We start from the raw sequence: 14,127 nt of genomic DNA on the forward strand, positions 1-14,127 counted from the left end.
GAGGTGATCGAGCAGGCATGGAGCAGCAGATCAGGCACGCCCCGAACCGCCTGGAACGGCGCAAAGCCCGCACCCGCTCGGCGCTCGTTCGCGCGGCCCAGACCTTCCTCGCCGCCGGACAGCTGAACGTCCCGATTCTCGAACTCACCCAGGCCGCGGACGTGGGTATGGGCTCGTTCTACAACCACTTCGACAGCAGGGAACAGCTCTTCCAGGCCGCAGTGGAAGACGCACTCGACCGCTACGGCGCCCTGCTCGACGAGCTGACCGTCGGCCTGGACGACCCGGCTCACGTCTTCGCGCAGAGCTTCCGGCTGACCGGACGCCTCCACCGCCGGAATCCCGAACTGAGCAAGGTCCTGCTCAACAACGGCCTGGCCCTGGCCGGCTCAGGCAGGGGGCTCGCGCCTCGAGCCCGGCGCGACATCGAAGACGGCGTCCGCGCCGGCCGGTTCCAGGTGCGCGAGCCCGAATTGGCGATGGTGATCGTGGCCGGCGCCGCGCTGTGCCTTGGCCAACTGCTGCACGACCACCCCGAGCGTGACGACGCCGCAGCCACCGACCAGGTCACGGAGGACGTGCTGCGCATGCTCGGCCTCGCGGCCGACGAGGCCCACGAGATCTGCCAACGCCCGCTGCCCGACCTGCATGGCCGTCGCCCGTAGGCCGATGTTCATGCGCCCGAGCGGGCCGCTCCTAGGAAGTGGCCGCCTCGCGCACCATCCGGTTGGCCGTCTCCGGCTCATACCCGGTCGCCCGGAGCAGGTCACTCGCCATGGTGCGCAGCTGGATCACCACGGCGTCCGAGAAGGGCTTGACGCCCCTGTGGTACGCCTGGCCGGCCAGGCGCGCCCCGTCCAACACCGCGTTGCGGGTCTGGTCGAACGGCCCACCCGCCCGCGCCTCCCGCCTCAGCAACTGGATCGCCTCGGCGAGCCTATCCACGGCGCCGGGGAGTTCCTCCGGGACCGGCTCGTCGTATTGCAACGTGGTCGCGGCCCAGCGGGCCAGCGCCCGGCACCCGAGGATCACCCGATCGATGTGCTGGATGCCGCGCCGGTAGTGCTTGACATCGATTCGGCGTTGCCAGCGTAGCGGCGCGATCGTCGTTACCTCCTCGGCGCCAGCCAGGGCCTCGTGCAGCCGGGCGAGGTCGGGTTCCATGCCGGTCAGCTGGTCCAGCGCCCGTATCGCGCGGTCCGGGTCACGCCGGGCGAGTGCGTGTGCCACCTCTCGAAGCTGCGTGTGGAGGGTCGCGGCGACCGGTGCGACAGCCCGCTCGAGAATGCGCATCGGGTTGATCGGTAGCAGCAACGCCACTACCGCCAGCCCGATGGCGCCGCCCACTCCCGCGTCGACGATCCGCGCCCATTCGAGGCCCTGCTGCACGTGGGAGAACGTGGCGATCAGCACAGCGGTACTGCCCGCCTGAGCGACCAGCGCACCGCTGCGCCCGGTCATCAACAGGGCGACGGCGATGGCCAGCATCACCACCAGGCCGATCTGCCAGGGCCCGAACCCGAGGGAGCGAATGAGAAAGTCACTGACGAGCAGGCCCAGCCCGACGCCGAGCAGCATCTCGGCGGTACGTAAGGCGCGCTGCCCGAGGGCGGCGACGATCGTGCCGACGGCCGCGCTGGGCGCGAAGATCGGTGCGGGGCGACCCAGGACGTCGTGCGCCAGCCCCCAGGACAACGTGGCGGCAAGCCCACATTGAGCTGCTACGAACAGAATGATCGTGAACAGGCGCAGCCTCAGCCGGCCTGCTTCGCCACCGTGACGCCGGGCCTTCGCCGCCAGGTCCTTGGCGTGCCCGGCAGCGGCGTTGGGGCGAGACAGGTCTCCCCGCTCAGCAGCCATGGCGGGGGTTACCCCGCCCGGCCCTTACAAACCCGGCGATCCGTTCTCCTCCCTGTCGAGCTTCCTGTCGAGGCGATTCGGTTGCCCCCGCTCCCATGGCTACCCGCTCGGCGAAGCCGGGCAGCTTATGGGCGTTGCGACCCCGCTCAGACCACCCACGATGCTGGCCGCGAGCCGTTGCGGCAGCACCAGGACAGTTGACCGCTGGATCTCTGCCCGCTCGCGATCATTCAACCGGGTGGTGATGGCTGCTCGGATGGGAATCGTCGGGCACGGGCCGCGTCGGCTACGGCGACGCCGGCCAGGATGAGGGCGGCGGTGGTGGCTACCGCGAGCGGCGGCAGCGGCCGCATTGCCGGGGTGAGGGCGACCAGGGCGAGTGCGCCGATCACGCGGGGGGCGGACACGCGGCCGAACACCGCGTACTCGAAGATGGCTCGTCCGGCGAGGAACAGGGCGGGTCCGGCGAGGATGACGGCGGTCCAGGCCGGGTTCGGGTGTCCGAGCGGGTGGGTGATGAGGAGTTCGTCGCCGACGGCGATGGTGACGATGCCGGCGATCATGATCACGTGGGCGTAGACCGCCAGGACAGCAACGCGGAGTCGGTTGGGGGCCGCCGTGATGGCGCCGGCTATCAGTGCTCCGGCGCGGTGGATGTAGATGCGCCACAGCAGTGCCGTGGTGGCGAACGCCACCAGGGCCGCGGCGCTGCGGTCAGCCCCGAACGGTCCGTTTGCGAATGCCAGTCCGGTCACCAGGATCGGCTCGCCGAGCGCGATGATGAAGAACTGCCGGAACCGCTCGGCCACGTGTTCTTCGGAGACCACGACCTCGAGTCGACGCTCGCCGCTGCGGCCCAGCCGCGGCGTGGGGAAGCCGAGTGCGATCCCCACGAACTCCACGGCCGCCGCCGTCATCCACAGCGCTCCCCGCACCCAGCCGGGCAGGAAAGCCCCCGCGATCCAGAGCACCGCGCTCACGCCGACCCAGAACAGTAGCCGCAGCGCGTTGCGCTGCCCCTCGTGGCCCCGCAACAGAAGGATCGCGACAGCGAAGATACCAAGCCGGACGAAGACGTACACACCTGCGAAGACCAGGCCCCGCCGGCCGAACGCCTCCGGCGCCGCAGCCGCCATCACGAGGGTGCCGAACATGATCGACATGACCACCAGCTGGATCAGCGGACGTCGCGGGTCGAACGTGTCCGTAAACCTCGTGGCAGCGATCCAGACAAACAGCACGGCGAACAGCAACACCAGTGTCTGGAACGCGCCAGTCCAGCTCGGATGCTTCAGCAGCTCCTGCGAGAGCCGGGAGAACGCCAGGACGAACACCAGGTCCAAGAACAGTTCCAGGAATCCCGCCCGCCCCTGCCCGGGCCTTCGTAGCAGCTTGCTCGCCCTGCCCGTCGTCATCGGCCGCCCGTTTCTGCCGTTTCTGCCGGTCTTGACCGTAGTCGTACCATGCCGTAGGGCCTTGAACGTTGCCGACATTGGCACTGCCCGCAGCGACTGCTGTGTCGCCCTATAAGTTGCGCCGGCGTGCGGTGCGGCTGTATCGAGAGGCCGACCCCGGGCCGCGGGAGGTCGAAGACCGCGGGCTGCTGTCGGAGATCGTCGACCTCCACGACCGGTCCGGGCAGACGTACGGCAGCGCCGCTGCGTCGGCGCGGCATCCTGCTGTACCACCCCGAGCGTGACGACGCCGAAGCCACCGACCGGGTCACCGAGGACCTGCTGCGCGTGCTCGGCCCTCCGCCCGACCAGGCCCACGAGATCTGCCAGCGGCCACTGCCCGCCCTCGATGGCCGTCCGTAACCGACGTCCACCCAGCCAGGAGGGCCCTCGACTGATCTAGGCGTTGACCGCCTCCCGTACCACACGGTTGGCCGTGTCCGTCTCGTACCCGGTCGCCCGGAGCAGGTCACTCGACGCCGTGCGGAGCTGGATCACCATGGCACTTCCGTACGCTCTCAGGCCTTTTCGGCACGCCTTGCCGACCAGCCGAGCGACGTCCAGTACCGCCTCGCGGGTCTGTTCGAACGGCCCAGCCTGTCGTGCCTCCCGCTGCAGCACTCGGACCGTCTCGGCGAGCCTCTCCACGGCGGCAATGAGTTCCTCCGGCACCGGCTCGTCGTACTGCAGCGAGGTCGCCGCCCAGCGGGACATGGACCGGCACGCGAGCGCCACTCGATCCATGTACTGGATCCCGCGCCGGTAGCGTTCGACATCGCGGCGCCGCCGCCACCGGACCGGCGAGATCATCGTCACCTCCTCGGCGCCACCCAGCGCCTCGTGCAGCCGGTTGAGGTCGCCGTCCATACCGCGAAGCTGGTCGAGTGCCCGCACCGCGCGGTCCGGGTCCCGCTGTCTCAGCGCGTGTGCGACCTCCCGAAGCTGCGATGCGAGTGTCTCGGTCAGCGGTGCGGCGGCGCGCTCGAGAGTGCGCATCGGGTCGATCGGCACCAGTAACGCCACCACCACCAGGCCGACGACAGCGCCCGACCCGGCTTCGATCAGCCGCTCCCATTCGAGATTGTGCTGGACCGGTGACAGCGTGGAGAGCAGCACGGCGGTGCTGCCGGCCTGGGCGACCAGCGCGCCGCTGTGCCCGGTCATCAGCAGGGCGACGGCGATGGCCAGCGCCACCACCACGCCGATCTGCCAGGCCCCGAACCCGAGGTAACGCAGTGAAAGGTCGCTGATGAGCAGGCCCAGCCCGACGCCCAGCATCAGTTCGGCCGTACGTCGGGCGCGCTGTCCGAGTGCGGCGACAATCGTGCCGACGGCCGCGCTGGGCGCGAAGACCGGCGCGGGACGCCCCGCCACCTCGTGCGCGAGCCCCCAGGCCAGGGTGGCGGCGAGCCCGCACTGGGCCGCGATGACCAGGACGATCTCAACCTGACGCAGCCGCAGTCGGCCGGCCTTACCACCACGGCGTGCAGCCTGCGCCACCAGGTCTCTGCCCTGCTCGACCACCTCCTCAGGGCGGGGCAGGGGGCTCCGGTCAGCGGCCATGGCGGGGGGTACCCCGCCCGGCCCTCACAAACCTGCGACCCGTTCTCCCAGTCGAGGCGATTCGGTTGCATCCGCTCCCATGGCTATGCGCTCGGCGACGCCGGGCAGCTTATTGCCGACAGCGACCCCCTCAGATCACCCCACGATGCCGGACCCGAGCCGTTGCGGCAGCACCAGGCACAGGAGACAGCCCCGCGACTCAACCGGATTCCCAATCTGACCGTGCGGGTTCGATTCGTCTAACGGGATGGTGACGGCTGCTCGGATGGAAGTCTTCGAGTGCGGAGCATGTCGGCTACGGCGACGCCGGCCAGGATGAGGGCGGCGGTGGTGGCTACCGCCAGCAGCGGCAGCGGCCGCATTGCCGGGGTGAGGGCGACCAGGGCGAGTGCGCCGATCACGCGGGGGGCGGACACGCGGCCGAACACCGCGTACTCGAAGGTGGCGCGTCCGGCGAGGAACAGGGCGGGTCCGGCGAGGATGACGGCGGTCCAGGCCGGGTTCGGGTGTCCGAGCGGGTGGGTGATGAGGAGTTCGTCGCCGACGGCGATGGTGACGATGCCGGCGACCATGATCATGTGGGAGTAGATCGTCAGGACAGCAACGCGGCGTGGGTTGGGGGCCATTGTCATGGCGCCGGCCAGCAGTGCTCCGGCGCGGTGGATGTAGATGCGCCACAGCAGTGCCGTGGTGGCGAACGCCAGTAGGGCCGCGGCGCTGCGGTCAGCCCCGAACTCGCCGCTTCCGAATGTCAGTCCGGTCACCAGGATCGGCTCGCCGAGCGCGATGATGAAGAACTGCTGGTACCGCTCGGCCGTGTGCTCCTCGGAAACCACGACCTCGAGTCGACGCTCGCCGCTGCGGCCCAGTCGCGGCGTGGGGAAGCCGAGTGCGATCCCCGCGTACTCCATGACCGCCGCCGTTACCCACAACGCTCCACGCACCCAGCCGGTCAGGAGCCCACCCGCGATCCATGGCACCGTAGCCATGCCGACCCAGAACAGTAGCCGCACCGCGCTGGGCTGTGCCTCGTGGCCACGCAAAAAGAAGATGGCGACAGCCAGGCCACCAAGCCGGACGGTGAGGTACGCACCTGCGAAGACCAAGCCCTTGCGGCCGAACGCCTCAGGCGTCGCAGCCGCCATCAAGAGGGTGCCGAACATGATGGGCATGGCCAGCAGCTGCACCAGCGGATGCTGCGGGTCGAACGCGTCCAGCAACCTCGCCGTAGAGATCCAAACCGCCAACACAGGGAGCAGCAACACCAGTGTCTGGAACGTGCCAGTCCAGCTCAGATGCTCTAGCAGCTGCTGCGAGAGCCGGAAGAACGCGAGGACGAACACCAGGTCGAAGAACAGTTCCAGGAATGCCGGCCGCCCCTGCCCGGGTCTTCGCAGCAGTACCCCTAACTTACCCGTCGTCATCGGCCGCCCGTTTCTGCCGTTTATGCCCGTCTTAACGGTAGTCGGACCATGCCGTTGGGCCTCGAACGTTGCCGACATGGCCGCCGCACAACGACTACTGCCCGGGGCCGGCCCTTCCTGCCCACCCACTCAGCGGGACGCGGCCGCTACGGCAGCCGGTCCGCGCAGCGGGTACCGCGCCGATCCGGCAAGGAAGCTGCCTCCGGGGGTCCAGCCCCACGACCCGGATCCGGCCTCCGGCGGCCAGGGCTGCTCGCCCTGGCCCCGGCGCTCCGGGATGGCCAGCCGCTTTGGCGCCGCCCCGTCGCATACCGGAGGCCACCAGACCGCACCCGCTCGGTCCGGGTCAAACCTCAAGCGGGGCGCTCCACCTGGACCGGGCGGGCGCGCTTGAGGTGGCGGCACGCCGCCGGTCAGCCCCGTCATTCGCCGGCCGGTGGCCGGTCCCGGTCGCCAGGTCTCGGCTGCCGGCCGTCGCGTCGTCCTCCGGATGGTCGCCCGCCGGCTGGTCCGGGCCACCCTGACCGAGGCCGCTCAGACGGTGCAGGTCCCCCCGTGCGGTCTGCGGGGCCGGGCTCGGCTGGCACGGAGCTGGCCTGCCGGTCGGCGGGCACGAACTCACGCAGCAAAATTCGCGCGATGCCGGCGGCCGGGATGGCCAGCAGGGCTCCCAGGAGGCCGCCCAGCTCCGCGGCGAGCAGCACGCTGACCAGCACGGTCAGTGGGTTGAGCTGGACCGTGTGGGACATGATGACCGGTTGCAGCAGGTGGTTCTCGACCTGCTGGTAGACCACGAAGAAGACCAGCACGATCACCCCGGCGGTGGGCGAGTGCAGGAAGCCCGCGCCGCCCGCGACGATGGCGCCGAGGGTCGCCCCCACCAGCGGGATCAGGTCCGCGATGGCGACCAGCAGCGCGATCACGGCGGCGAACGGCACGCCGGTGAGCGCGAGCACCACGAAGGTCGCCAGGCCACAGATCAGGCTGATCAGGAGGTTTCCGCTCAGGTAGCCGGTGATGGTGCGCGCCGACTCCCGGCCGATGCGGCGCAGCCGCTGCGCCCGGTCGCCGCCGGCCAGGGCCAGCGTCCCGGCGGTGATCCGCGGCCCCTGCACCACCATCAGGTACGCCAGCACCACCACCGTCAGCACTCCGGCGACGCCCTGAACCGTCCCGCGGACCAGCCCGACCGTCGACCGGCCGAGCTTGCCGCCGAAGCGCTGGAACTGGTCGGCGTGGGCCTCGGCGTACTGCCGCAGGTGGAACCGCTCCAGCAGTTCGCCGACCGGTCCTCGCCCGGCCCGAGCCTCGCGCAACAGGTCCGGCGCCCGGTCCGTGAACCGGGCCAGTTCGTCCAGCAGGGGCACCACGATGAGCACGCCGAGCGCGGCGAGAGCCACGAAGCTGGCCAGGAACACGACCAGCGTGGCCGCCGCCCGACGCCGGACGAACCGTCGCTGCACCCGATCCACCAGCGGATTCAGGGCCACCGCGAAGAACGCGGCCACCACCACCCACATCAGCACCCGCCGGGTCTCCCACACCGACGCCAGCCCGACCAGGGTGGCGAGGACCAGACCGATGACGATCAGCGTCCGGCGAGCCATGGACCGATCGTCGGCGTCGCTCACCGGGCGCGGCTACCCGCTGCGAAACAAACGAAAACCAGCGGAGTGGTCTCGATCTCTGGGGGCGCCGTCAGGCGAACGGGCTCGACGCGAGGGCATCGAGCGCTGCCCGCCGGCCGACTTCGATCATGTCGGCCGCCGGTGGAAGTCGTACGTCCGGACGGCGTTCGTCGGTATCTTGATCAGCAGGTCCGGCGGGTAGCCGGCCAACTGGTAGCGGATGAGAAGATCCCGTACGGCCTCCAATGACAGGCCAATGACGTCGGATACGCGCAGGTCGGCGGGGAGTTGGCCAGGTGGCCCGTCGTCGGTGGTGATGGTTTCCGCGGCGGCGTCCGTCGTCGGGCTGCCGTCACCAGACACGCCGCCGCGGGAGATCACCCGGTCGACGAATCCGGCGGGGCCCTGCGGGTGGTCCCGCCCCCCTTGTCCCGGCGGGTCGGCCGATTCCCGGACAGCTGCCCCAGGGCGGGAGTCGGCGCGGGCAGCCTTGAGGGACACGGCGACGACCGCGTCGGCTGGCATGAAGGTGGTGGGCGACCTGGTTCGCCGCACCGTTGAGTTCGGCGTACGACAAGCGAGTGTTACCGAGGACGACGGCAACCCTGCTCGGGAGCCGTTCGGCGCTGCCTTCGAGCATGACCGCGAGGTTGAGCATGGCCAGCTCTCCTTGATGGCGCGGGCGACGTGGTGGTAGGCGTCGATGCGATGGGGGCGGGTCAGGTCAGGGCGTCGTCGTCGCGGTGGGCGAGGGCGCTTGTTCGGCGACGGGGCTCTGTGGCGGGTGGACGAACGGCGGGCAAGGCAGGTCGGCGTCGCCGGCGGCAGCGGCGTAGACGACGGCATCGGGGCGGAGTGCGAGCACGGTGGCGTGGTGTTGGCGCATCCAGGGGATGAGGTCTCTACCAGCCCCGGGGCGGTTCACCTGGTCTGGCCCGCTCCACATTTGCAGACATGGGCTCTGACCAGCCACTTTGGGTGGCACGGCCGGTCGTCTCGGCGGCCGGACATTGGCGCAGCGGGCGGCGGCGGTCGGCCAAGATCGGACCGCAGGTCCTTGCCTGAGCCTGCCCGAAGATCACCCGTAAGTATTCGTCCAGCTCGGCTGCGGTGCTTGGCGGTCCGAGGCGGAGCCTCTCTGGTACTCCAGCCGGAGATGTTGACCTCGGCTGAGCTGGGGTTCATGCCGGTGCGGAAACGAGGGCAGCCGCCGACGATCATGGACGGTTGTGTGGATTGACCATGATGGAGCGGCGGCTGCCGGTTACAGGGTAGACGCCGAGCGATGGCGTGTGTTGTTCGACGATCTCATGCTGCGTCGAACGAGACGCGGATGGTACGACCCGCGCACACTCGCCGGCTCCGACTGTCGGCCATCTTGCCGTTCGGTCGCCGGGCAATTCCGCACTGGCACACTCCGCTCATTGGCTTGAGTGATGGAGGATCCATGTCTTCCTCGTTCCGCGGCGCCGTGCTCGTATCCTCCATCGTTCTGCTGAATGCGACGATCCTGGTTCCCGCCCAGCCGGTGTACGCCACCGGCCCACCGGCGTTCGTGCAACAAGTGACCGGGCATGGTCTGGGCGTGACGCGGGCTGTCACCACTCCGAACCCGACGACAGCGGGCAATCGGCTGGTCGTCGAGGTCGGCGTGTGGAACTCAGGGTCGGCCACGGTCAGCGCGGTGACTGACAACGCGGGCGACACCTTCGTCAAGATCCTGAGCTTCACGGCGTCCGACCACACCGAGATGAGTGTCTGGACCGCCGTCGTCGTGACCGGTGGGACCAAGCCGACCATCACCGCACGGGCCACCTCGTCGGCTGATCTGGGGATCGCGGCGCTGGAGTACTCCGGCCTGTCCACGGCCTCGGTGGTCGACCAGGAGAGGCACGCTGCCGGTACCACCGGCAGCACCGCCGCGACCGTCAGCTCGGGCGCCACCGCCCCGACGACCGCCGGCGGTGAACTGGCACTCGGTCTCTACGCGGACTCCGGCTTCGGCGCCACCCTGACCCCCGGCACGGGCTTTACCCAGCGCGCCAACCTCTCCCCGACCGGCGACATGGAGCTGCTCGTCGAGGACCAGATTGTGGCCGCGGGTGCGACGCCCAACGGGGGCGCCGGCACGGCGGCACGCACGACCTGGCTGATGGCCACCGTCGTGCTGCGGGCCGCGTCGTCAACGACGCCGACCGCGCCGCAGGCCCCCAGCGGGGTGGCCGCCACGCCCGGCGACGGCAGTGCCACCGTGACCTGGACCGCACCCGGCGACGGCGGCAGCCAGATCACCAGCTACGCCGTCACGCCGTCGGCGGGCGGTGTCGCACAAGCCCCGACCACCGTGGCCGGCTCGCCGCCGCCGACGACCGCGACGGTGAACGGGCTGACCAACGGCACGGAATACACCTTCACGGTGACCGCCACCAACGGGGTCGGGACCGGCCCGGCCTCGACCGCATCGGCCCCGGTCACGCCGGGCCCTCAGGCCGGTGGATCATGGTCGGGCCTGCAGACCTGGCCCATCGTGGCGTTGAGCAACACCCTGCTCTACAACGGCAGCGTGGTGGCCTGGGACGGCTGGCAGCAACCGCAGCCCACGGTCGTGTGGAACCCGGCATCGCCGCAGGCGTTCAACACGTTCAACGCCCCGACCAGCGTCTTCTGCGACGGCGCCGCGAGCCTGCCGGACGGGCGGCTGCTGGTCGTCGGCGGCTACGGCGGGCTGACCACCGGGCAGCTCGGCATTGTCGACACCAACATCTTCGACCCGGCGACCAACACCTGGAGCCGCGTCGCCGACATGCACAGGCCCCGGTGGTACCCGACCGTGACCGAACTGGCCGACGGTCGCTACGTCGCCATCAGCGGCAACGACACCGACGCCTCGCACTGGGCGGACACCCCCGAGGTGTACGACCCGGCCACCAACACCTGGACCCTGCTGTCCGGCGTGTCCACCCCCCAGGTCCACGAGACCGAGTACCCGTTCTCGTATCTGCTGCCCAGCGGCAAGGTCTTCACCATCGGGCCCAACGAGGACAACTCATTCCTGCTCGACGTGAACAACCAGACCTGGACCCCGGTCGGCGGCACGAGCGGTGTCCACAACGGGTCCTCCGTGATGTACCGGCCGGGCAAGGTGCTCTACAGCGGCGGCGGCGTCGATGTCAACCGTCCCGGATCGGCCTTCAAGACGACGGCGGTCATCGACCTCAACGCGGCAACCCCGACCTGGCAGCAGACAGCGCCGATGAACAACGCCCGGGTCTACCACACACTCACCATGCTCCCGGACGGCAAAGTTCTCGCCGTCGGCGGCAACACCAACACCGACCAGGGCATCGTCACCAGCGGGATGCTGCCGGCCGAGATCTGGGACCCGGCGACCCAGACCTGGACGGCGGCGGCGCCGATGGCTGCGGCCCGCAACTATCACTCGACCGCGCTGCTGATGCCGGACGCGCGGGTGCTGGTGGCCGGCGGTGGCCACCCGTTCGGCAGCAGCGGCGCCGCCCAGTACTCGGCGCAGTACTACTCGCCCGCCTACCTCTCCAACGGTCCCCGACCCACCATCACGTCGACCTCCGGCGGCGGCTCCTACGGCGGCACGATCTCGGTGTCCACCCCCGACGCGACGTCCATCACGGCAGTCAACTTGGTATCGCTCGGTGCGGACACCCATCAGATGGACATGAACCAGCACTTTGTGCCGCTCAGCTTCACCAAAAACGGCAGCGGGCTGACAGTGCAGGCGCCCGCTGGGCCGGAACTGGCGCCTCCGGGCTACTACATGCTGTTCATCCTCAACGGCAACGGGGTGCCATCGGTCGCTTCGATGGTGCAGATCGGCGCCAACCCCACCGCGCCGGCTGCGCCGACCGCGGTGACGGCGACACCCGCGGACCGCAGCGCGAACGTGTCCTGGAAGGCGCCGCCGGGCAGCGGCAGCCCGATCACCAGCTACACCGTCACCCCGTACATCGGCACGACCGCGCAGCTGTCGACCACGGTCACGGGGAATCCACCGGCGACCAGCGCCACGATCCCCAACCTCACCAACGGCGCCGCCTACACGTTCAAGGTCACCGCCACCAACGCGATCGGTACCTCTCCGCCGTCAGCGCCGTCGGCTGCGGTCACCCCCGGCATCGCGCCGCCACCGACGTTCGTCCAGCACACCGGTACCCAGTCCGCGGGCAGCGACAGCCTGTCGGCGACGCTGCCGGCGGTCCTGGGCTCCGGTAACCGACTGATCGTCGAGGTCGGCACCTGGAGCGGGGCCGGCGCCGTCACCACCGGCGTCACCGACGCCGCCGGCGACCAGTTCGTCGAGGTGGCGCGCTGGAAGGCACCCGATAGCACCGAGCTGAGCGTGTGGACCGCGCCGGTCACCGCCGGCGCGGGTCAGTCCTCGGCGGTCACCGCACAGGTGTCCGGCCCGGCCGACATCGGCGTCGACGTGCTGGAGTACGCGGGGCTGTCCACCGTCGCGGATGCCAGCGTGGTCGACCAGCAGGCCACGGCGTCGGGCACCACCAGCGTCGCCGCCACGGTCCGGTCCGGAGCGACGCCACCCACGACGGGCGGCAACGAGCTGGCCGTCGGCTTCTACGCTGACTCCGGCTTCGGCAAAAGCCTCACCGGGGGCACCGGCTGGACCGTGCGCGGCAACGTCTCACCCAACGGAAACATGGACCTGCTCACCGAGGACCAGGTCGTGGCCGCGGGCGCGACCCCAAACGCGGCCGTGGGCACCGGCTCCAACACCATTTGGCTGCTCGGCACACTGGTGTTCAAGGCCGCATCCACCGCACCGCCGACGGCCCCGTCGGCACCGACCGGCGTCACCGCCTCCGCCGCCGACGGCTCCGCGAGGGTGACCTGGACCGCGCCCGGCAACGGCGGCAGCGCGATCACCTCCTACACCGTCACGCCGTACGTGGGCGCGACGGCCCAGGCACCGACCACTGTCAGCGGGTCACCACCGTCGACCACCGGCACGATCGGCGGGCTGACCAACGGCACCACGTACACCTTCACCGTGAGCGCCACCAACACCATCGGCGACGGGCCGCAGTCTGCGCCCTCGGCGCCCGTAACCCCGGGCGTCAGCCCGCCGGCACCGGCCTTCGTGCAGCAGGTGTCAGCGAAGGGTGCCGGACGGACGAGCCTCGCCGTCGCCACACCGCAAACCACCACCCGCGACAACCGGCTCATCGTGCAGGTGGGCGTTTGGAGCGCGGGATCGGCCACCGTGAACACCGTCACCGACAACGCCGGCGACACGTTCACCAAAGTCACCTCGTTCACCGCATCCGACCACACACAGATGAGCGTGTGGACCGCGGTGGTGAACAACGGTGGGACCAAGCCGACGATCACCGCGTCGGTGTCCGGCGCCGCCGACGTGGGCGTCGCCGCCCTGGAGTACGCCGGGCTGTCGACCGCCGCGGGCGCTGCAGCCGTGGACCAGCAGGCCACGGCGACGGGTACGACGAGCGGCGCGCTGGCCGTGCAGTCAGCCGCGACCAACCCGGCCACCGCCGACGGCGAACTCGCGCTCGGCTTCTACGCCGACTCCGGATTCGGCACGCTGCTCGTCCCTGACCCCGCATACAACGCCCGCACGAACCTGTCACCCAACGGCAACATGGACCTACTGGTCGAGGACCTGCCGGTGAGTGCCGGCGCTCGCCCGGCGGCGAGTGCCACCACCGGCGCGTCCACGGTGTGGTTGATGGCCACGGTGGTGTTCAACCATGCGTAGTCAGAGACAGGTGCGATACTTCGCCGTCACCGAAGCGTGCCTCGCCGTCGCGGCGGTCGTCGTCGGCCTGGCGCTCGGGCCGCCTCAGGCCTCATCCGCCGAACCTGTCAAGGCCAGCGTCACCCGCTGCGATCTGAGCACCCAGGGCGCGGCGCAGGTCACCTACACGGTGACCAACGCCGACCGGGTCACCCACGGCTACCGAGTAGAGCTGTCCGTCGCGACCGACACCGCGCCGCTGGGGTGGGGAATCAGCCTGGTCAACCGAGTCGAGCCAGGAGTCACCGCGACCGCCCACGCAATGCTGCCGGTGACCGGCAGCCAGGCCGAGGCGCGGTGCACGGCCCGCGCCAGGACGAACGACGGGAGGTCCGGCCACCACGGGTAGTACCGTGACGAGGCCTTTGTAGCAATGCCAACCAGTTGAT

General features: G+C 70.2%; 9 protein-coding genes. 3 read left to right on the top strand and 6 right to left on the bottom strand.

Annotation, left to right across the window (positions count from 1 at the left end):
• The first annotated feature begins 17 nt into the window (after window positions 1-17).
• Entirely contained in the window at window positions 18-665 is a 648-nt protein-coding gene (locus GA0070613_RS20190) for a TetR/AcrR family transcriptional regulator (protein WP_089013723.1), read from the top strand.
• A 31-nt stretch (window positions 666-696) separates the two neighbouring features.
• On the opposite strand, the gene GA0070613_RS20195 is transcribed toward GA0070613_RS20190, so the two are convergent.
• The 6 genes from GA0070613_RS20195 to GA0070613_RS20225 all read right to left on the bottom strand — a co-directional run bounded on the left by GA0070613_RS20195 (window position 697) and on the right by GA0070613_RS20225 (window position 8,454).
• Entirely contained in the window at window positions 697-1,860 is a 1,164-nt protein-coding gene (locus GA0070613_RS20195) for an FUSC family protein (RefSeq protein WP_231929299.1), read from the bottom strand.
• A gap of 230 nt (window positions 1,861-2,090) precedes the next feature.
• Window positions 2,091-3,353, bottom strand: a complete 1,263-nt coding sequence (locus tag GA0070613_RS20200) for a low temperature requirement protein A (RefSeq protein ID WP_231929300.1) — start codon at window positions 3,351-3,353, stop codon at window positions 2,091-2,093.
• Window positions 3,354-3,713: 360 nt separating this feature from the next.
• Complete coding sequence (locus tag GA0070613_RS20210; RefSeq protein ID WP_089013725.1) at window positions 3,714-4,877, bottom strand: FUSC family protein; 1,164 nt, start codon at window positions 4,875-4,877, stop codon at window positions 3,714-3,716.
• A gap of 239 nt (window positions 4,878-5,116) precedes the next feature.
• The gene (locus GA0070613_RS20215) at window positions 5,117-6,301 is read right to left on the bottom strand and encodes a low temperature requirement protein A (protein ID WP_089013726.1); all 1,185 of its coding nucleotides are present in this window, start codon (window positions 6,299-6,301) and stop codon (window positions 5,117-5,119) included.
• Between the two features lie 422 nt (window positions 6,302-6,723).
• Window positions 6,724-7,908 (bottom strand): AI-2E family transporter, encoded by a 1,185-nt coding sequence (locus tag GA0070613_RS20220; protein WP_231929301.1) that lies wholly within the window; start codon window positions 7,906-7,908, stop codon window positions 6,724-6,726.
• Between the two features lie 147 nt (window positions 7,909-8,055).
• Window positions 8,056-8,454: a hypothetical protein gene (locus tag GA0070613_RS20225; RefSeq protein WP_089013728.1), complete on the bottom strand. Its 399-nt coding sequence runs from the start codon at window positions 8,452-8,454 to the stop codon at window positions 8,056-8,058.
• Between the two features lie 1,159 nt (window positions 8,455-9,613).
• Between GA0070613_RS20225 and GA0070613_RS20230 the strand changes: the two genes are divergently transcribed.
• On the top strand, window positions 9,614-13,699 hold the full coding sequence (locus tag GA0070613_RS20230; RefSeq protein ID WP_157746404.1) for a fibronectin type III domain-containing protein: 4,086 nt from the start codon (window positions 9,614-9,616) through the stop codon (window positions 13,697-13,699).
• The gene (locus GA0070613_RS32200) at window positions 13,692-14,087 is read left to right on the top strand and encodes a hypothetical protein (RefSeq protein ID WP_157746405.1); all 396 of its coding nucleotides are present in this window, start codon (window positions 13,692-13,694) and stop codon (window positions 14,085-14,087) included. The genes GA0070613_RS20230 and GA0070613_RS32200 overlap by 8 nt, the downstream gene beginning before the upstream one ends.
• Window positions 14,088-14,127 lie beyond the last annotated feature (40 nt).

The organism is Micromonospora inositola, from assembly GCF_900090285.1.
In the GTDB taxonomy this organism is placed as follows: domain Bacteria; phylum Actinomycetota; class Actinomycetes; order Mycobacteriales; family Micromonosporaceae; genus Micromonospora; species Micromonospora inositola.